This is a genomic window from Bacillus sp. JUb11, from assembly GCF_024807925.1.
GTDB classification, from domain to species: Bacteria; Bacillota; Bacilli; order Bacillales; family Bacillaceae; genus Bacillus; species Bacillus altitudinis.
This window is the reverse complement of record NZ_JANUEZ010000009.1, coordinates 15698-36633: the sequence shown is the minus strand read 5'-3', so window position 1 is coordinate 36633 and position 20936 is coordinate 15698. Positions and strand designations below refer to the sequence as shown.

Here is a 20936-nt window from a genome sequence, read left to right as displayed (position 1 = left end):
TTTTTCACACCTTGCCTGGTACGATTTTACGCTTATGTAAAAGCGCATTGAGCTCGCCGCCGAGGATGATCATAATGCCGGTTAAATAAAACCAGATCATTAATATAATGATTCCCCCAATGCTTCCGTACATCGCACTATAGTTAGCAAATTCGCCTACATAAAATGAGAACAGCATGCTGACGAGAATCCAGCCAACAGATGCGAATATGGCACCCGGCAGCACAAATTTCAATTTCAGCCTGATATTAGGGGCAAAATAATATAGGGATGTAAAAACAATCAGTAAAATCAGTGGACTAATAATCCATCTCATGGCGGTCCAAATGGTGAGAAAGGCATCTGACTGTCCAACTAATTTAGCGACAAATAAGCCAAGCTCTTTTCCAAAGACAGGCAGCATCAAGGCAAAAATAATCGTAAGAACCATCGCAATGGTTAAGATGATCGATGTTAAACGTACGAGAATGAAGGAGCGATTTTCCTCAACTTCGTAAGCGTGGTTAAATGCTCTGACCACCGCATTAATGCCGTTGGATGCAGACCAGAGTGCCGCAATAATCCCGAATGACAACAATCCGCCGTTACGGTTATTCAGCGTCTCTTCGGCAATGGATTCAATCATCGAAAGCGCTCCCTCTGGCGCATAACCAGAAATGACGCTTAGAACATCCTTTGATGTCAGCGGCAAATAACCAACAAGCGTCAGCACGAAGATGAGAAACGGAAATAATGAAAGCAAAAAGAAATACGCAAGCTCAGCTGATTTTGCCGGTCCTTCATGCAGCAAAAAGCGTCCAATTAACGCTTTAACAAAACCCATACGCCTCATCTCCAATGATCAATCTTTCTGTTTCTTTTGAAAGTGATCCTTTGTTTCTTCAATAATCTCTAATACCTTTGGTGTTGTTTCCTTTAACTGATTCACCTGTTCATTCAGAAAAGACAAATCATCTGAGACCGTTCTCATCAATTGCTTCGTTTCTTCCATTTTTTCCTTCACGCAAGCAGACATCTTGCCAGGTTCCAGGCGGTATTCATCCAGCTTTTGCTGGCAGTCATTCCATTTTTCTTTCAGTACAGTTCTTGTTGGACGATGAAATAATGTCAGCAATATGCCGCAGGCTGCGCCTATAACAGCTCCCCGAAGCACGATTTGTTTGTTCTCTTCCATCTCATCTGATCTCCTTTCAGTTAAAGGTGTTTCTCTTTTTTTACATACGTCAAAAAACGATCAATTCCTGTTTCAATTAAATCATGTACTTCCTCAAAGTTCCCAGTGTAATAAGGATCTGGCACATCGTCTCGATCGTCGTCTTCTACAAAGTCAAGAAGACGGCCAATAAAGTGATGTTTTCCATAGCCGGCTAAACTGCGGAGGGCGCCTACATTTTCAGCATCCATCGCAATGATATAGTCGTATGTGGTGATATCCTTATCCATGATTTGTCTTGCCGTCATTCCTGCATAGCTGATGCCCTTTTCATCAAGCAGCTTTCGTGTTCCTTCATGCGGAGGACTGCCTTGATGCCAGCCGCCAATGCCTGCTGAATCAATCACAAAGTGTTCACTCAGCCCTTCGTCTTCGACTCGTTTTCTAAACATCGCCTCTGCCATCGGTGACCTGCAAATATTGCCGAGGCACACAAATAATACATGAATCATCCTTCATTCTCCTCCTATCTTTTCCCTAAGATTCCCTTTGGAAAACCTTTTCTCTATCATATCAAGCCCTTTTTCTTTTGGAAACTTTGCAAGAAAAACTCCCATCGGCATTGACAAATTACACAAAAACAGGAGAAACTTTAGGAGAATTACACAAACAAAGGGGGACATTAGATGGGAATCATTGAGCAATTTGTCACGACGATGAACAATTTTTTGTGGGGGCCTCCCCTATTAATTTTAATTGTTGGTACTGGAATCTACCTCACCTTTCGCGTTCTCTTCATTCAAATTAGATTACTTCCTTATTCTTTAAAGCTCGCTTTTTCAAAACAAGACAAAACATCAGAGGGAGATATCTCCCATTTCCAAGCATTAATGACGGCTCTTGCTGCAACTGTCGGTACTGGGAATATCGTCGGTGTTGCCTCAGCTGTCATTGCAGGTGGTCCTGGTGCAGTATTTTGGATGTGGTTTGCTGCATTTTTCGGGATGGCCACCAAGTTTGCAGAAGCTGTTCTGGCTGTAAAATACAGGGTCAAAAACGAAAAAGGCGAAATGTCTGGCGGACCTATGTATTATTTAGAGCATGGCTTAAAACAGAAATGGCTAGGGGTGCTATTTGCTGTTTTCGGTGCCAGTGCTGCCTTTGGGATCGGCAACCTGGTACAGTCTAATTCCATCTCAGGCGTCATGAATTCAACCTTTCAAATTCCAACATGGGTAACAGGTATCATCATTACTGCCTTTACGGCACTCGTGATTTTAGGCGGAATTAAAAGTATCGGCCGAGTGACATCTATTTTTGTACCAGTCATGGCTTTATTTTACGTCATTTGCGGGCTCATCATTCTTGTCATGAATGCTGATCTTGTTCCTGGCGCAGTCAGTCTTATTTTCTCAGATGCCTTTACAGGTCAAGCCGTGGCAGGAGGTGCAATTGGAACTGTCATTCGCTGGGGTGTCGCACGAGGAGTCTTTTCCAATGAAGCTGGTCTTGGATCAGCACCAATTGCTGCTGCAGCTGCGAAAACGGATATGCCTGCCCGTCAAGCTCTCGTCTCTATGACGCAAGTGTTTATTGACACCATCATTGTTTGTTCTATCACTGGCATTACGATTGTCATGGCAGATATGTATTTAACAGAAAAAAGTGATGCGCTGACTTCGTTATCCTTTGCTCACTTCCTCGGTCCAGCTGGCTCAACCATTGTGGCAATCGGGCTGCTCCTGTTTGCCTATTCAACCATCATTGGCTGGTCCTATTATGGAGAGAAATGCTTTACATATTTGGCGAAGGATTCGTACGTCATGTATTACCGTATCGTGTTTGTGATAGCTGTCTTTTTCGGTGCCGTGTTTAAGAATGACTTCGTCTGGGGCGTAGCAGATATGCTCAATGGACTGATGGCCATTCCAAACTTAATTGGCCTCATCGGTTTATCAGGTGTTGTGGTGTTTGAATCCAAACGAATCATTGATAAGATCAAAGAGGAGAAAAAGGAAAAAAACATTTCAGTGTCGTCATAATAGCCCTTTTATTCTTTTGCTTTTCTGTTAAAATAGACATATTATTCGACACATGCAGGAAAGGACGTGCCGCCCTTGTCACAGCAAAAAGCGGCTGAAGTCAATCAGCTGATTGAAGACATTTCGCAAAAGCTCAATATGCTGAATATTGGAGTCATCAAAGCCGAAGACTTCAGTCCAGATAAGTATGAAGATATTGAATTTCTTCACCAAATGGTGATGAAAAAATCTTCATTCAGCCCAAGTGAAATGCAAGCCATTGCAAGCGAGCTGAAAAGCTTAAGAAAATAATCGTGCACCTGATACTGAATTGCGGTTGACACCGCTTTCTTACATCCATGCACAGAAAAAGCCAGCACCTCGCAAGGTGCTGGCTTTGTTTATCCTGTCAAAACTACTTATTTTGCGAGCAGTTTTAATGATTCACGGTTAAATGCTGGAATGTCATCAGGTGTACGGCTTGTGACAAGCTGATCCTGACAAACGACGACTTCTTCATCTTTGAATTTGGCGCCTGCGTTTTCCATATCTACTTGAATGGATGTATAGCCGGTCGCGCCTCTTCCTTCCAGCGTCTTCGCTGTAATAAGCAATTGCGGTCCATGACAGATCGCAAATACTGGTTTTTTCTCGTCCATAAAGGCTTTTGTGAATTGCACGTAGCGATCATCCGCACGCAGAATGTCTGGTGAGAAGCCGCCAGGAATCAGAAGTGCATCGAAGTCTTCTGGTTTCACGTTATCGATAGACGCATCGACTCTTACTTCTGCCTCTCCTTGCTTTCCTTTCACTGTTTTTCCTTTTTCGTTTTCAATTACTGTGATCTCATGGCCTGCGTCTTTAAAGGCTTTTGCAGGCTCGGTGAATTCAACATCCTCAAAGTAATCTGTTAAGACAACTGCAATTTTCTTACCCATGTAGAAACCCTCCTGCTTGATTATCGTTTACACTACACACTATACCCCCGCCAATTGAAATCAAACATCCTATCCCTATGAGAAAACCCCCTTTCAGAAAAATAAGCATTTAGACTCATTCACATTCCCTTAACAAGGTAATTTGTATGATTTATGTTATCTTTACAATAATCTGCAAAAAATAACTACAAAAGTTAACGAAACATTTCTACAATAGGTATTGTGGTCAAAAAAATTAGAAAGGCGGAGATCAGGTGAAGAAGCAAGCACATAGGTCTAAACGAAGGAAAAACCTGTCTATTCTGCTCACTTCCATTATGTTGATTAGTCTCATTCTCCCAGCAGTACCTACTCATGCAGAAACAGAAAGCGGCAGCGCCGTAAAGGTCAGTATCTTAGCCACAACGGATGTTCATGCGAACATGATGAATTACGATTATTACAGCGACAAAGAAACAAATGAATTCGGTTTGGCAAAAACAGCCGAGCTGATTGACAAGCACCGTTCACAAAATCCCAATACACTCCTTGTTGATAACGGAGACCTGATTCAAGGAACCCCTCTTGGAGAATACGTTTATAAAAATGAAAAAGACAGCATCATCAATCAAACAAAGGTTCACCCCATTATTCATACACTCAACAAATTAAAATATGATGCAGGTACACTCGGCAATCATGAATTTAACTACGGTTTATCTTTTCTTGACGGTACCATTGCGGGCGCCAACTTCCCGATTGTCAATGCGAACGTCAAAAAGTTAAACGGAGAACACCGATTTACTCCTTATGTCATTCAGGATAAAACCTTTAAAGATGCAAACGGAGCCTCCCAAACTGTGAAAGTCGGTTACATAGGATTCGTACCACCACAAATTATGACGTGGGATAAGAAACATTTAGATGGACAAGTTCAAGTGCAAGATATTGTGGAGTCTGCCAATGAAACCATTCCAGAAATGAAAGCAAAAGGCGCAGATGTCATCGTCGCTCTTGCTCATACAGGAATTGAAAAAACAGCTTCACCTAAAGGATCAGAAAATATGATCTTTGACCTTGCCACGAAAACAAAAGGCATTGATGCGATTGTGTCTGGCCACCAGCATGGCACATTCCCAAGCGCTGAATATAGCGGCGTTGACAAATTTGATGTCGCAAAGGGAACCATTAATGGCATTCCTGTCGTCATGTCAAAAAACTGGGGAAGCTACCTCGGGGTCATTGATTTAACGCTAGAACCAGACGGAAGCAACTGGAAAGTCACAGACGGAACAGGCAAAATCGAATCCGTTGCCGGGGTGACATCTCAAAACAGTACAGTGAAAAATGCCATTCAAACAACTCACCAAAACACCCTAGATTATGTCAGAAAGCCAGTTGGAAAAACAGAAGCAGACATTAACAGCTTTTTCGCTCAAGTGATGGATGACCCTTCTATTCAAATCGTGACAGATGCCCAGAAATGGTATGCACAAGAAAAAATGAAAGATACTTCGTACAAAAACTTGCCGATTCTTTCTGCGGGTGCGCCATTTAAAGCCGGCGGACGCAATGGTGTGAACTATTATACAAATATCGCAAAAGGTGATTTAGCGATTAAAAACATCGGCGATCTCTATCTTTACGATAACACCGTACAGATTGTAAAACTAAAAGGCAGTGAAGTAAAAGACTGGCTTGAAATGTCTGCTGGTCAGTTTAACCAAATCAAACCAAACACTTCAAATGAACAGCCTATTTTAAACGAAGAATACCGCTCATATAATTTTGATGTGATTGATGGTGTGACGTACCAAGTAGATGTCACACAGCCTGCTAAATACAGCACAACGGGCACACTTGTTAACGCTAGTGCGAACCGCATCAAAAACTTGTCTTACAACGGAAAACCCGTTTCTGACAATCAAGAATTTTTAGTCGTGACAAACAACTACCGTGCATCTGGCGGCGGAGGCTTCCCGCACCTCACACAAGATAAAGTCGTGCTTGCCTCAGCAGATGAGAACCGCCAAGTGCTGATGGATTATATTATTGAACAAAAAACCATTAACCCAAGCGCAGATCAAAACTGGTCCATTGCACCAGTAAAAGGCGCAACCGTCACTTTTGAATCTTCTCTTTTAGCAAAACCGTTCGCAGAGAAATCAAGCAGCGTCGACTTTATTCGGAATGCCAGCACAGACGGACTTGGCGTGTACAAGCTAGCGTTTAAAGATGATGGTACAACAGAACCACCTGCAACAGACAATTGGCATTTAACGGTGATGCATACAAACGATACACATGCCCATCTGGATGATGCAGCAAGACGCGCAACCAAGATCAAAGAAGTTCGCGCCCAAAGCGAAAACAATATTTTATTAGACGCTGGAGATGTCTTCTCTGGTGATCTCTATTTCACAAAATGGCAAGGACTTGCCGATCTGAAACTGATGAACTTAATGAAATACGATGCCATGACGTTTGGGAATCATGAATTTGACAAAGGTCCATCTGTCCTTCGTCAATTCCTGACAGGTGACGCATCCAGTGTAGATGCTAAAAACCGTCATCAGTTTGAAAAACCGAACTTCCCGATCGTGTCATCAAACGTGAATGTCTCTAAGGAAAAACAGTTAAGCGACTTAGTGAAAAAACCAGCAACATTTAAAGCTGGTGAGAAAAAAGAAGCTGGCATTTACCCTTACATTCTACTTGATGTAAATGGTGAAAAGGTCGCTGTATTCGGTCTAACCACTGAAGACACAGCCATTACATCCAGCAGTGGTCCCAACATTCAATTTCAAGATGCATACAAAAAAGCAAAAGAAACAGTCAAAACCATTCAAACTGAAGAAAAAATTAATAAAATTATTGCGCTCACACATATCGGCTATAACCGTGATCTAGAACTGGCTCAAAAAGTAGATGGCATTGATCTCATCATTGGTGGTCACACCCACACCCTTGTTGAAAAATTAAAGGTCATCAATAAAAAAGAACCAACGATTGTTGCGCAAGTAAAAGACTACGGACAATTTTTAGGAAAAGTAGACGTGGCCTTTGACAAAAAAGGCGTCGTACAGCCAAAAGAATCTACTTTTGACCTCATCACGATCGACGACTCTGTGAAAGAAGATGCGGACGCAAAAGCGATTCTTGATCAGTACAAGGCAGATATCCAAGATTTAAAAACCGAAAAAGTCGGGACATCAGATGTCTTCTTAGATGGACAGCGTGAACACGTCCGTGCAAAGGAAACGAACCTTGGAAACTTTATTGCAGATGGCATGTTAAAGAAAGCACAAGAATCTGCTGGGGCTGACCTTGCCATTACAAACGGCGGCGGTATTCGAGGCAGCATTGAAAAAGGAGATATCACATTAGGGGATATTTTAACCGTGATGCCTTTTGGAAACACACTATATGTCGCAGATTTAAAAGGCAGTCAAATTAAAAAAGCGCTTGAACAAGGTCTTTCAGGCATTGAAGAAGGCGGAGGCGCATTCCCTCATGTAGCCGGTATTGAATATACGTTTACACTGAGTAAACCGGCTGGCAGTAGACTGATTGATGTCAAATTGAAAGATCAAAAGGGCAATCTGACTGACATTGATGATCAGAAAACATACCGCGTGGCGACTAACGCATTTGTCGGCACAGGCGGTGATGGCTACAGCGTCTTTACAGAAGCGTCTCATGGTGAAGACTTAGGCTATGTTGACTATGAAATTTTCAAAGAGCAAATTGAACAGGCAGACGGTCATATTTCTCCAGTCATCGACCATCGAGTGAAAGAAGTATTCCTTCCTCGCTTGAAAGGAAAAGGCGTCTATGACATTCAAGATGATGAGAAATTCCAAACGTATGTGCAGCATACGAACAAAGCATTGCTCTATTTAGACAAAGCAACCGAAGCGAAAAAGGTTCAATTGTCTCTATCAAAAGGGCAAGTAGCTGAACTGAAGAAACGAGAGCAAGATCCAAACGTCACCATCTATCATGACAAAGTCGGTCTAGCATTACCGCTCTCCAATTTGTCAGAGCAACAAGCAGATATATCAATGGCAAAAACAAATAAGGTGAAAAATGCATTAACCGACACATACGATTTCCAAATCAAACAAGATCAGAAAAATGTGTCTACCTTTAAAGATCCCGTCACACTGTTCTTTACATTAGATGCGCCTGAAAAAGCGAAAAAACCAGGTGTCTATTATGTCGATCGTGAGAAAAACCGCTATGCCAAAACAAGTAACGGTTCATTCGAAAACGGGATTGTCTCAGGTAAAACGGAGCACTTTAGTGAATACACCGTACTCAATCAAAGTGAAGCGGCTGGAACAGCTCCAGACCAAACTGGCGGAGACGGTGGAACTTCTGCTCCAGGCGGTTCGGATCCAAGTCAGGATGGAAGCGGCATGCCAGGCGGCACACTGCCGAATACTGCAACAATGATGTATACAGCGGTATTAATTGGCTTGCTCATGCTCGCCTCAGGCGGTATCCTTTATTACTACCAGCGCAAGCGCACACGAAACAAAGTATCATCTTAATAGAAAAGGACAGAGCATTTGCTCTGTCCTTTTTTGCATCTCACTATTAATCTTGGGATAAATAAATCCAATTACGGTCATCAAATTCTTTCACTTCATCTGACCCTATATGACGCAGCATTCTATTAAAGAACGTGATATCATCTTCATCATCAACGGCATATAAATCCTTTTGAACATATTCTCTCGTAATGAAATTCGTTAAGTTCGTGTTATTCACAAATTCAGCAAAGTACGATTTCACAAGGGTTAAATCTTCTTCATTTAATGTTTCATCACTGATAATTGAAATATGAAATACATTCAAAATCGCTTGAATGTCTTCTTCATCCATATAACATAATGGCTCTAATTTTCTATCTTCTTCCGTAAACGGTTTTCGCGTGTCTTCAATGATGACATAACATAAAATCCTGTGATCTTTCATCACGCTAAAAATTTCTACATCTCTTAATTTTAATGGTCTATTCAGTCTGATCATTTGTCCTCCTAGAATGTTGCTCTTGTTTCCCTACAAACTGAAATAGACAGAGCCTCGGCCCTGTCTACTTCTCTCTTCTAGCAAAATCCACGAATCTGAAACGATCTAGCCGGTGGCGGCTTTCTGTGTATTGGAATAGACTCGTATCCTCCAAGAACACATAATTCTTCACCACCACCACATGATCAAACCCGTTCAAATCGAGATACCTCTCATCTTCTTCAGTACATGGCTCGACCACAAATTCCTTTTGAGCATAACTAATCGAGACCCCAAGTTCTCCTTCAATATACTCGTAGATCGATCCTTCACAAATGTCCTTAGACAAGAACGGCACATGTTTTTGCAAGAAGTAATCTTTGTCTAAAATGACTTCTTCTCCGCTAATATTGCGAGAGCGAATGACTTCCCAAACGTCCTCCTGCCCACTGATTTTCAGCTGAGACTGAATATACTGATCTGGCTTGATTAAACCGAACTCATGAACCGTTGTTACCGTCTTTCGCCCAAGCGTTTGGGAAAGCTCTTTAAAGCTGACAAGACCCGAAACTGGGAACTGCATTTTCTCTCGATTCAGCAATACTGAGCCTTTCCCACGAATTTTTTGGATATAGCCATTTTGCACAAGGATGTTTAATGCCTTTCTCACCGTCTCACGGGATGTGTCATACATGACAGACAGCTCATGTTCTGATGGGAGGATGCCTTTATCCTGCCATTCACCTTGTTCAATTCGTCTTGCGAGCTGATCATAAATCACTCGAAACTTATTCTCTTTCATTTTCCTTCCGCCCCATTTACTAGCGTTTGGTTAAATGATAAACGATTGACTCATATGGAAGCAACGTAAATCCCTTGATATCTGCCGGCACATCCTCATAATTGGACAGCAAGACTTGCCCTTCCATTTCATTGACATCCTTTGCAAGCTCATCTGGAAGTGTAAAGTCCGTCTCGCCTGCATAAAAATGGTTGATCACGAGAATCTTCTCATCTTTGCCTTCTCGGACATATGCAAACACCTTTGGATCATCTGAAAGCAGTAAAGTAAAGCTTCCATAGGTGATTACATCAAGTTCCTTACGAAGCCTACAAAGGGCTTGATAATGATAAAAAATCGACGTCTCATCTTTTAAGGCAGCTTCTACTGAAATGCCGTTTTGAGCTGGTTCAATCCAAGGCGTACCTTTTGAGAACCCCACATTTTTTTCCGAAGTCCATTGCATAGGTGTCCTTGCGTTATCTCTTGATTTGACCTGTAAAATCGCCAAAGCTTCTTCCTTTGTTTTCCCTTTTTCAAGCATGACTTCGTACATATTGAGTGATTCGATATCGCGGTATGACGAAATGTCCTCAAAGCGAGGATTCTTCATCCCAATTTCTTCACCTTGATAAATATAAGGAGTGCCTTGCATCAAATGAATGGTGGTCGCCAGCATCTTCGCTGATTGCTGATGGTACGTGCCATCATCACCGTATCTAGACACGATGCGTGGCTGATCATGGTTGCACCAAAATAGTGCGTTCCAGCCGCCGCCCTCATGCATTTTCGTCTGCCATTCTGACAGAATTGATTTCAACTCTAGAAAATCAAATGGCGCAATGGCCCACTTTTCACCGTTAGGATAGTCAACTTTTAAATGATGAAAATTAAACGTCATATCCAGCTCCTGCCGATCAGGTCTTGTATACCGAATGCAGTCTGCAATATTCGTTGAAGACATTTCCCCCACGGTCATGCTATCGTATTTCGAAAACACTTCCTGGTTCATTTCATGCAAGAATTCATGAATTCTCGGCCCATCTGTATAGTACATACGCCCGTCACCTTGCACTGATTGCCCAGCATCATCTAAAAAGCGTTGATCCTTTGAAATGTTATTGATGACATCCAGTCTGAATCCATCGATCCCTTTTTCAAACCAAAAGTGCATGATGTCATATACTTTCCTGCGCACTTCATCATGTTCCCAATTGAGGTCTGCCTGGGTAACATCATATAAATGAAGATAATAGTCACCTGTCGCTTCATCTAATTCCCACGCTGGCCCGCCAAACTTTGACTGCCAATCATTCGGAGGAGAGCCGTCCGCTTTCGGCTCCTTCCAAATATAATAGTCTCGATACGGGTTTTCCTTCGACTCTCGGGAGGCTTGAAACCACTCATGGAAAATCGACGTATGGTTCACGGCTAGATCCATGATGACACGAATCCCTCGTTCATGTGCTTCTTTCAGCATGTGCTCAAAATCGGCCATTGTGCCGTACATGTCATGGATTTTTGTATAATCACTAATATCATAACCGTTGTCATGCTGTGGTGACTCATACATAGGAGTCAGCCAAATACAATCCGCCCCTAGCTCTTTGATATAGTCGAGCTTTTTCGTCACGCCATTGATATCACCTGTACCAGAGCCTGTTGTGTCTAAAAAGCTCTTCGGATAGATTTGATAGACCACGGCTTTTTTCCACCACGGTTCGTTTGTTTGTTGATTCAATTTCCTTCACCACCACTAGTTAAGTTCTTGTGATACATCCTTCTTCTTAAGTTTTGCATATAAAAGGGTACCAATGAATGGGACGATCAGCACAATCACCATTCCGATGGCAAATGCCCCCCAATATTTCGGAATGATCGAGAAGATTCCTGGAATGCCTCCAACGCCGACTGAACTTGCCAGTACCCCTTGTGAGGCAATAAACATACCAGCTATCCCCGAACTGATCAGGGCAAAAATAAACGGGAATCTATAGCGCAAGTTCACCCCAAACATCGCCGGTTCAGTAATACCCAAGTAAGCAGAAATACTTGATGTCAGGGAGAGCCCTTTTTGCTTTTCATCTTTTAAGACAAACATCATCGCAAGTGCCGCTGATCCTTGAGCAATATTAGACAGTGCGAGCATTGGCCACAGGAACGTGCCGTGTAGTTTTGAGTTAATCAGCTGAATATCGACTGCTAGGAACGTATGGTGCATCCCTGTAATGACTAACGCTGCATATAATCCGCCATATAAAAGGCCGCCAAGTGCTGCGAATTGTTGGAATACAGTGACGAGTCCAGATGTTAATACGTTTCCGATCGCAAATGTAACGGGACCAATGACGATAAATGATAAAAATCCAATGAGTAGTAATGTAATTGGTGCAACAACTAACAACTGAATACTTTCAGGTGTCCGCTTTGTAATAAATAATTCGAGCTTTGCGAGTAAATAGGAAGCGACAAGTATCGGAAGAACCTGCCCTTGGTAACCTACCTTTTGTACTTCAAGTCCAAACAAATTCCAGACAGGAATGTCACCTGTCTTTTCCGCCGCTCCATATCCCCACGCATTCAACAGATCTGGATGTACAAGCATCAGTCCGAGGACCATTCCTAAAAGTGGATTACCTCCAAACCGCTTGACAGCCGACCAGCCGATTAATGCTGGCAAAAAGGTAAAGGCAGTACCTGCAATCAAGTTGATCATATTTGCTAAATCCGCCCATGCCGGATACACATCCACAATGGATTTTTGATCAAAGAAAATATCAGGAGCTGTTAAAATATTATTAATCCCCATCAATAAACCGGCTGTCACGATAGCTGGAAGGATTGGAATGAAGATATCCGCAAGCGTTTTCACCGCACGCTGCAGTGGGTTTAATTTCTGATCAGAGGCACGCTTGACGTCTTCTTTTGTCGCTTCGCCGATTCCCGTCTGTTTGACCATTTCGGCATAAACCCGATTCACCACTCCTTGACCAATGACCACTTGGTATTGGCCATTCGCTGAGAAAGATCCCTTCACTTCATCAATTTGTTCTAGTGCTTTCTCATCCACCTTACCTTCATCTTTTAGCACAAAACGAAGTCTTGTCACACAATGTGTGGCTTGATCAATGTTTTCTTTCCCACCAATGGCTTTTACAATCTGATCTGCCGCTGTCTGATAATCAGCCATGCTATCCCCTCCGAGACCGTTTTTTTATAAGAAAAAAGAATCAAAACTTGTATATACATGTTCACCTCATATTTTATATTTGTATATACATGTAGTCAATAAGAAAATGTAGCGCTTTCATAAAAAAAGCTCCCTCAATGTGCTCAGAGAGGCAGCGTGTCATCATCTTTTTTTATGCTCCGTTAGTTTTTCGTAGACCCTATTCTTATAAAAGGAGGAGGCTGGTCGAGCAAACGTTTGGCGCTTGGATGTGAGTTCATCGAGGCGTTTTTGTTTTTCCTCACATACGATAGAGAGTTTTTTTCTTTCTTCTCCATCTATACTCGTTTTCAGTAACTCTTTGACCGTCATTAGTTCTTTTTTCAAAGCTGTTTCTTCCCCGGCAAAGCCAGCATTTTTCATGATTCGATAGCCCATCCTCAGCTCTTCTGGTACATGAGCAGCATCATCCTTTGGCAGAGGTTTCCCAAAGCCTGCAAGTCCTTCAAAAGCTCCATGGTCCATCGCCTTTTTGATCCGTTCTTCTGACAATCTCTGCGCAAAATCCATGACACGTCTCCTTTCAGATCGTCTGATATTTTGGTTAAGCATAGCAAAAAAGCTGACTCTCTCACAAGAGCCAGCTTTCTCGTTATTTTTTGTCGATTTTAAAAGTAGATACCATTTGTGCCAAGTCCTCTGACATGTCAGAGAGCTGTTCAATCGCACTTGAAATTTGCTGCATGCCAGCACTTTGCTGTTCTGTTGCTGCCGCTACTTCTTGAGAGCTTGCCGCATGTTCTTCTGACACGACCGAAATTTGTTCAATCGATGTAGAAATTGTTTGATATGCTCGTTCTACCTGCTTAATAGATTGAAGCAAATTGTTCGTTCTGCTTGCAAATTGAGACACTCCATCATAAATACCAGCGAAGTTCTGCGAGGTGCCTTTCATTTGCTCACGGCCTTCTTCCACTGCTTTACTGCTTTCCTCCACGCTTTCAAGGACACGCTGACTATTTTCCTGTGTGCCAATGACTAAGTCTGAGACCGTTTTAGCTGCATCAGCTGACTGTTCAGCTAACTTACGGACTTCATCAGCCACAACAGCAAATCCTTTTCCTTCTTCTCCTACACGTGCTGCTTCAATAGAAGCATTCAGTGCAAGCAGATTCGTTTGCGCTGAAATGTCCGTAATAATGGAGATGACACTTTCAATTTCTGTTGAATGTGATTGCAATTCTTCTGCCGCCTGCTTTGAGCTTGTCATCATGTCGTGTAACATGTTGAGATGTTCAAGCACATGCTGCACCAATTTTTGACCAGATTCTGACTGCTCTTGTACTTCTGATGAAACAGATTTCATTTCATCCACTTCTTTTGTCACGCCTTCGATTTGAGTATCGATTTCCGCAACAGATGTTGTGCAGTCTGTAATGTTTGCGACTGAATCATTGATTCCTTCACTCATATTCGTCATCGCTTCTGACACTTGTTGTGCACTTTGACTAGATTCTGTTGTCACTGTGCGAAGCTGTGAAGACATTTTCGACACTTCACTTGATGAGTTTGAGATCTTTCCAATAAGCTCTTTGATCCGTCCCTGCATTTTCTGGAAGGAAGCTGCTAATTGACCGATCTCATCTTTACTTTGAACTTCTACCATGCCAGTTAAATCACCATCTGCAATTCGATCTGCTGATTCCATTAATGAACGTGCTGGTTTTGCAATTCTTCTTCCCATGAAGAATGAGAAGAGTAATCCACCGATGAGCACAATCGCAGATGCTACTGTAATATAAATTGTCAGCTTTTTCGTTGTTGCTGGAACAACAGACGCATCTAAGTCAATTCCTAAAATCCCCGTGAGTTCACCGCCTGAATCTTTAATTGGTAAAAAGACGGATTTATGAGTCCCATACGAATCAACGTAAATGTCGCTTTTGACCATTTTATCTTCAGAAAGAGCTTGTTTCATTTCATCTGAAAAGACATAATCTTGATCAAAATCATTGTCTTCCCCTGTTAGTACGATGATTCTTTCTTTGCCGCCCTTATTTGATAACACGTATAAGTTCTCAAGCGTATGATCTTTTTGTAGTTCTGTGAATTTCTTTTTGATCTCCACATAAATAGGATCATCCTTCCCGCTAATGCTAAGGACATTTCCATCCATATTATCGATTTCTTTTTTCGCTGTATCAATATCTGTTGTTAATCGATAATCAAATTGCTTTAATAATTGGGAAGATAAATCCTGGCTAACTAAATAAAATGTTAGAACGAATAATGCAACGGTTGCGAGTAATGTTACGACAACGACTGACATGATTTTGGAGGATATCGTAAGTCCTCCAAACTTCCTTTGTTTCGCCATTTTTTTCTACATCTCCACTCTCAATTTTAATTTAAGCCTCTACACTTTCAAATTGTCCACAAACAGATGCAATCACATCTTTTAAATAAGATACGATATGAGGGATATGCTCCGGTAACGTATAAGGTGAAATCACAAAAAATTTACTCACACTTAGATAGAATTCTTGACCTTCTTTGGCATTGACTTGTAAAAACTTCGTTGTATCGCCAAAGAACATTTCGTCTCTTTTCTCTCCAAGCTTTTCAAAGAGGATTTTGTTCAAATCATTATTGCGCTCAATTTCCATAGCAGTTGCTTCTCCAGATATTTCTTCCTTAAAACGAGGAGAGCCGTCTAGGTAAATTCTAAACAATGTAGCCATTCCGACATTGTCATCATTGACGACTTCTGCTTGTGGAATTTCCTGACGAAGTGCTTCTCTAAATGCAAGGTTCACCTCTAAAAATTGACCGAGCAAGCGCTGGTATCCTTCAATTCCAAACGTTAGCAGAACACTTAGCATGCTGATGGAGCTTCCCATTCTTGAGCATTCAAGCGTATAACCCGTATGGTATTCCCCGTATCCTCTATGTCCAACGTATGGTGTTTCTTGTTCTTCTAGATCCAAGCGCTTTAAGTCAGCAGCGTTTTTCACTAAGAATAAACTAGATGTGTATGGTGTTTGTCCGAGTTTTTGAAAGTCAAAACACATCGTGTCAGCAAGAGAAAGATGCTGAAATTTCGCTTTGATTTCTTTTAGCATACGAAGAACACCGTCTGAGAATTGCAGCGGGTTTTCAGATACATCATACTCATTAAAGAAAGCAAAGAATCCACCAAGCGCCGAATCTGCATGAATATGCGGCACCTTGAGACCATACTTCTCAGCAATGGCTTCTGCTGTTTCACGCACCCCTTTTACATCATCAATTGCAATGGCATCTGTTGTTCCGGTTGTTGCCACAATATAAACGGGAATTCCGCCATTTTGGGCAACACGTTCCATTTGACAACGCAAATCTTCCATATCCATCGAATGATCTTTATTCGTCTTAATTCTGATTAAGTTGTCTGTGCCAATCCCTGTTGCTTCCATTGACTTAAATAAGCTGTAATGTGCTGCATCAGAACAAAACGCATAAAGATTTTGCGGGACACCTTTTCGTAATGACTCCGGTGCAACTTTCGCAATTGCTAAACGAAGCCCCGAGAAAATAGCCCCTTGACCTCCCCATGTTGTGTAGCCCCCGCTCACATTTGGATCATATCCGATGAGCTTAGACATCATTGAGACCACTCTGACCTCAGCTTCTGCGCCTGCTGGTCCATACACATCCCATAGGTTGTTTCCGTTAACCAGCATAGCCGTCAGCATGCCTAGAATTCCTGGTGTACTTGCCATTGGCAAAATGTTCGTGAAGAAATACTTCGTGTGGTATGGATGATTATGTAAAAGCTTCAGTAATTCTTCATTCACAAGTTCCGCTTGTTGTCCGTTCATCGGAATTTGACTTGTTTCAGTGAGCTTTTTGTAAAAGTCCTCCTCGCGATTCTTTTCACCTTTTAGGTGAGCACGGTTCGGATCCTTCAGGTCATCGACCCCTGAAATGATCTGTTCCATTAATTTAATGAGTTCTTTCCGCTCTTCTGCATTTCCGTCCTCACTCGGAAACCAGTTCTGAACGAGGTTCTGTGCTCGTACAGTCATATACTATCAATCCTTTCAATGGAAGATTTCCTGTCACTGTCTATATCGACCCCGTTTCAAAAGTTTATAGTGTCGAACTGTTCACTTAAGTATATTTAGATAATTTGTTCACCCAACAAAAAGAATAAAACCCTTACAATACACATCAAAACCATTATGTTTGTGAAACAACAAAATATATCAATATACTTTCATGAAGGAATTATTATCCAGACAATTCAGCGGTTTATTCATTCATTTTTTTTACTTAACCTGCATAAACATTAATAAACACTGGAAATCCGCCTAAATGCACCATTGTAGAAATCAAATTAATTCTTTAGACTTGTGTCTTTTTACCTGTTTTATTGATATAGCAACAGGAAAAATACAGAATTTTCTGTAATTATTAGGATGAATTTCACAAAAAGTTTTTCGGAGATCGAATATTTTCGATGTCTTCCCAACTCTAGCTCGGACAGGCTGCCTTAGGTGCTCACCGGTTATGACTTTTCTATTTGTGCATTTCATGGTATATTCTAATGGTTCGTTTTCTTTCGTTCCGCCTCTTCCGTTTAACGGAGAAAAGGAGTGTTTAAATGAAAACATTTATTCAAAAAAGGGGCCTCGGCTTCTTTGTGATTGCAGCCATCTTGTTATGGCTCAAGACGTATACAGCTTATTTAATCGAATTTAAACTTGGTATATCAAATGTGCTTCAGCATATTTTGCTTTTTGTGAATCCTATTAGCTCCAGCTTGTTCTTTCTTGGCTTTGCTTTATTGTTCAAGAAAAAATGGCAGCCTGCCGCTATCATTGTGATTCACTTTTTCATGTCTTTTTTACTTTACGCAAACATTGTGTACTATCGATTCTTCAATGACTTTATCACGCTGCCTACAGTGATGCAGGCAGGAACGAATGGCGGACAATTAGGTGATAGTGCATTTTCACTCATGCGTTGGACTGATATGTTTTACTTTCTCGATACCATCATCTTGATCGTACTCGCAGTCCGCATGAAAAAACAGCAGCAAACAAGTACAGCGACTGTACCTGTTCAAAAAACAAAATCGTTTAGACTCGTTCTTGTGTCCTCTGTTCTGATCTTTGTTGTCAACTTAATCGCAGCAGAAATTGATCGCCCAGAGCTTTTATCAAGATCGTTTGACCGCAATTATTTAGTCAAATACTTGGGTGCTTATAATTTTACGGTGTTTGATGCCATTCAAAATGTGAAATCAAACAGCCAGCGTGCCCTGGCAAATTCAAATGACGTAACAGATGTAGAGAATTACCTTAAGGCGAACAGCGCTGGTCCAAACCCGGCTTATTACGGGAAAGCGAAAGGCATGAACGTCATTACGATTTCTCTTGAATCACTGCAAAACTTTGTCATTGATTACAAGGTGAATGGAAAAGAGGTCACTCCTTTCCTAAATTCATTAGCCCATGACAACAAAACGTTTTATTTTGATAACTTCTTCCATCAAACAGGACAAGGAAAGACATCTGATGCGGAATTTATGATGGATACGGGGCTTTTCCCATTATCACAAGGCTCTGTGTTTATTAACAAAGCTCAAAACACATATCAGGCGCTTCCTGGCATTTTGAAAAAGGACCAATACACGTCCGCAGAATTCCACGGGAATACGAAAACGTTCTGGAACCGAAATGAAATGTTTAAGTCCTTTGGATATGACAGATTTTACGATTCTGAGTACTACGATATGAATGAACAAGATACGAAGAACTATGGATTGAAAGACAAACCGTTCTTCAAAGAATCCATGCCAATGCTTGAAAATCTGAAACAGCCGTTTTATTCAAAATTCATTACGCTGTCAAACCACTTCCCATTTGGTATGGATGAAGGTGATACTGATTTTGAACCTGGCGACTTTGGAGACTCCGTCGTTGATAACTACTTCCAATCTGCTCATTATTTAGATGAAGCCATCGAACAGTTCTTTAATGACTTGAAGACATCTGGTCTCTATGACAATACCGTCGTCATTATGTACGGTGACCACTACGGCATTTCAGAAAACCATAATGAAGCGATGGAAAAAGTGACTGGCGAAAAAATTGGAGACTATGAAAATGCCCAGCTTATGCGTGTGCCGCTCTTTATCCATGTGCCAGGCGTAAAAGGCGGACAGATTCATAAATACTCTGGTGAAGTGGATGTTGCGCCTACCCTTCTCCACCTGCTCGGAGATGATACGAAGAACTATTTAATGTCTGGTTCTGATATCTTATCGAAGAACTTTAAAGAGCTTGTGCCATTTAGAAATGGAGACTTCGTGTCTAAGGACTACACGAAAGTAGGCAACAACTATTACAGCAACAAAACAGGTGAAAAAATCGAACCGACTGAAAAGGCATCACAAGAAAACGAAACGGTGAAAAAGATGTTAGAGACATCTGATAAGATTGTCACGGAAGATTTACTCCGTTTCTACAAACCTAAAGGCTTTACACCAATTGAGCGCAATGATTATGACTACACAAAGAAAGTACAGGATGAAAAAGATTCCTCTTCCGCCAAAGATGAATCCAGCTCGTCTTCCAAATAACTTTCTCATTTAAGGCCCCAGCCGATCCAAGATCAGCTGGGGCTTTTTACGTTTGATCCACATGGCACCGGGTATAGTTGAAGAAGGAGGGATTGATTAATCATGAAAAAAACAGCAGCTTTTGTCGTGACCGCTTCACTCGCTTCTTCCACCTTATTCGGTTTTAGCCCGGCGATTTCAGCGCACACCATGACCAAAACGGAGACAGAACAGTCCATTCCTCAAGGGCCGAAAGCAGCGCTAAACAGCATTTATCTGCTAGCACATCAAGGACAAATGCCATACTATGCAGAAGGACTCAAAATAGGGGTTCAAACAAAAAAAGACGTTCGGCATAAACTAGGACAGCCTTATCCAGAAACCGGTCAAAGCGGCTTTGATTTGTATCATGCTGAGATGGGGAACCCAGGATTTGCTTTTCACTATGACAAAAAAGGCAAGATTAACGAAATCCGTTATTTTGGAACAAATGTAGAAAAAGAAACGAATATCGGAGGAATGACTCCTTCCCTATTAAAGAAACAGCTTGGTTCAGCAGATTCAGTCAGCACCATCCCGCAAACAAAAGAGAAGAAATACGTTTATCAGACCGGTGATTATGAGCTCGAATTTATCGTCGGACATGATCCAGATATCAGTCAGCACGAGCTGACTGTGGTGCATATTAACCTCATCAAAGCCGGTTCCTAAATAAAAAGCATCCTGAATTTTTGCTCAGGATGCTTTTCTTTATTATGATGCCACTTCTAAATGTGGCTTTCTTTTCAGTTTTCGCTTAAGGACTGGACCTGCTACATAATCAAGACCAAATTTTCCGGCATTTCCTTTCGCTGCTATGATAAAGACGGCGATCAGAAGAAGAAGCGGGTTAACAGAGACGGTTCCAGCTAGTAAGAAAGAGACATTCATCACGCTTCCAAAAAAGGCTGCCGTTGTTGTGAACAATCCAACAATTAATCCTAGACCAACTAAGATTTCTCCCCACATGACCATGACACTGAAAAGTCCGGCATTTGGCAACGCGACATTTTCTAAAAACCAGACATAGAACGGATAAACAAGATGTCCATCTTTCACAACAGGTTCAGCTATGGCAAATTGCAAATATCCTGATGCATCGAATCCACCTGTTAGTTTTCCAATACCAGATGTCAGCCAAGTCCATCCGATATAAAGTCTTGCTGCCAAAAGGATAACCGCTGCCCATACATTCGTTTGTAAGAATTTTGTAAACATGATGATGCCTCCTTT

At 41.6% G+C, this 20936-nt stretch carries 17 protein-coding genes; 5 read left to right on the top strand and 12 right to left on the bottom strand.

The window, feature by feature from the left end; genetic code table 11:
* Positions 1-4 precede the first annotated feature (4 nt).
* The 3 genes from M2369_RS16325 to M2369_RS16315 are packed head-to-tail and all read right to left on the bottom strand — an operon-like array spanning position 5 to position 1665.
* Positions 5-823: a YihY/virulence factor BrkB family protein gene (locus M2369_RS16325; RefSeq protein WP_008341753.1), complete on the bottom strand. Its 819-nt coding sequence runs from the start codon at positions 821-823 to the stop codon at positions 5-7.
* A gap of 18 nt (positions 824-841) precedes the next feature.
* On the bottom strand, positions 842-1174 hold the full coding sequence (locus tag M2369_RS16320) for a hypothetical protein (protein WP_259255003.1): 333 nt from the start codon (positions 1172-1174) through the stop codon (positions 842-844).
* Between the two features lie 20 nt (positions 1175-1194).
* Positions 1195-1665 carry a low molecular weight protein-tyrosine-phosphatase gene (locus M2369_RS16315; RefSeq protein WP_019743535.1) on the bottom strand — a complete coding sequence of 157 codons (471 nt, stop codon included), beginning with the start codon at positions 1663-1665 and terminating at the stop codon, positions 1195-1197.
* A 174-nt stretch (positions 1666-1839) separates the two neighbouring features.
* Between M2369_RS16315 and M2369_RS16310 the strand changes: the two genes are divergently transcribed.
* Positions 1840-3195: an alanine/glycine:cation symporter family protein gene (locus M2369_RS16310; RefSeq protein ID WP_007496593.1), complete on the top strand. Its 1356-nt coding sequence runs from the start codon at positions 1840-1842 to the stop codon at positions 3193-3195.
* 75 nt (positions 3196-3270) lie between these two features.
* On the top strand, positions 3271-3486 hold the full coding sequence (locus M2369_RS16305) for a DUF1128 domain-containing protein (protein ID WP_008341757.1): 216 nt from the start codon (positions 3271-3273) through the stop codon (positions 3484-3486).
* 107 nt (positions 3487-3593) lie between these two features.
* Here M2369_RS16305 and M2369_RS16300 read toward each other — a convergent pair whose 3' ends face one another.
* Complete coding sequence (locus M2369_RS16300) at positions 3594-4112, bottom strand: type 1 glutamine amidotransferase domain-containing protein (RefSeq protein ID WP_007496591.1); 519 nt, start codon at positions 4110-4112, stop codon at positions 3594-3596.
* Between the two features lie 254 nt (positions 4113-4366).
* Here M2369_RS16300 and M2369_RS16295 point away from each other — a divergent pair, with 254 nt between their 5' ends.
* Positions 4367-8647 (top strand): multifunctional 2',3'-cyclic-nucleotide 2'-phosphodiesterase/3'-nucleotidase/5'-nucleotidase, encoded by a 4281-nt coding sequence (locus M2369_RS16295; protein ID WP_259254994.1) that lies wholly within the window; start codon positions 4367-4369, stop codon positions 8645-8647.
* 46 nt (positions 8648-8693) lie between these two features.
* Here the strand turns inward: M2369_RS16295 and M2369_RS16290 are convergent, their stop codons facing one another.
* From M2369_RS16290 to M2369_RS16260, 7 genes are all read right to left on the bottom strand, one after another.
* Complete coding sequence (locus M2369_RS16290) at positions 8694-9128, bottom strand: terpene synthase (RefSeq protein WP_159159454.1); 435 nt, start codon at positions 9126-9128, stop codon at positions 8694-8696.
* A gap of 64 nt (positions 9129-9192) precedes the next feature.
* On the bottom strand, positions 9193-9909 hold the full coding sequence (treR, locus tag M2369_RS16285; RefSeq protein ID WP_017358787.1) for a trehalose operon repressor: 717 nt from the start codon (positions 9907-9909) through the stop codon (positions 9193-9195).
* A gap of 19 nt (positions 9910-9928) precedes the next feature.
* Positions 9929-11629, bottom strand: coding sequence for an alpha,alpha-phosphotrehalase (treC, locus tag M2369_RS16280; protein ID WP_259254991.1), 1701 nt, complete (start codon positions 11627-11629; stop codon positions 9929-9931).
* Positions 11630-11644: 15 nt separating this feature from the next.
* Positions 11645-13078 carry a PTS system trehalose-specific EIIBC component gene (treP, locus tag M2369_RS16275; protein WP_008341760.1) on the bottom strand — a complete coding sequence of 478 codons (1434 nt, stop codon included), beginning with the start codon at positions 13076-13078 and terminating at the stop codon, positions 11645-11647.
* Positions 13079-13240: 162 nt separating this feature from the next.
* Positions 13241-13627, bottom strand: coding sequence for a DnaJ family domain-containing protein (locus tag M2369_RS16270; protein ID WP_041506607.1), 387 nt, complete (start codon positions 13625-13627; stop codon positions 13241-13243).
* An 82-nt stretch (positions 13628-13709) separates the two neighbouring features.
* Positions 13710-15434, bottom strand: coding sequence for a methyl-accepting chemotaxis protein (locus M2369_RS16265; RefSeq protein WP_160758124.1), 1725 nt, complete (start codon positions 15432-15434; stop codon positions 13710-13712).
* A 31-nt stretch (positions 15435-15465) separates the two neighbouring features.
* Positions 15466-17124: a pyridoxal phosphate-dependent decarboxylase family protein gene (locus M2369_RS16260; protein ID WP_007496575.1), complete on the bottom strand. Its 1659-nt coding sequence runs from the start codon at positions 17122-17124 to the stop codon at positions 15466-15468.
* Between the two features lie 578 nt (positions 17125-17702).
* Between M2369_RS16260 and ltaS the strand changes: the two genes are divergently transcribed.
* Positions 17703-19685, top strand: coding sequence for a lipoteichoic acid synthase (ltaS, locus tag M2369_RS16255; protein WP_041506609.1), 1983 nt, complete (start codon positions 17703-17705; stop codon positions 19683-19685).
* Positions 19686-19787: 102 nt separating this feature from the next.
* Positions 19788-20375, top strand: coding sequence for a YjgB family protein (locus M2369_RS16250; protein ID WP_041506610.1), 588 nt, complete (start codon positions 19788-19790; stop codon positions 20373-20375).
* Positions 20376-20417: 42 nt separating this feature from the next.
* Here M2369_RS16250 and M2369_RS16245 read toward each other — a convergent pair whose 3' ends face one another.
* Complete coding sequence (locus M2369_RS16245; RefSeq protein ID WP_017366814.1) at positions 20418-20921, bottom strand: DoxX family protein; 504 nt, start codon at positions 20919-20921, stop codon at positions 20418-20420.
* Between the last annotated feature and the right edge of the window lie 15 nt (positions 20922-20936).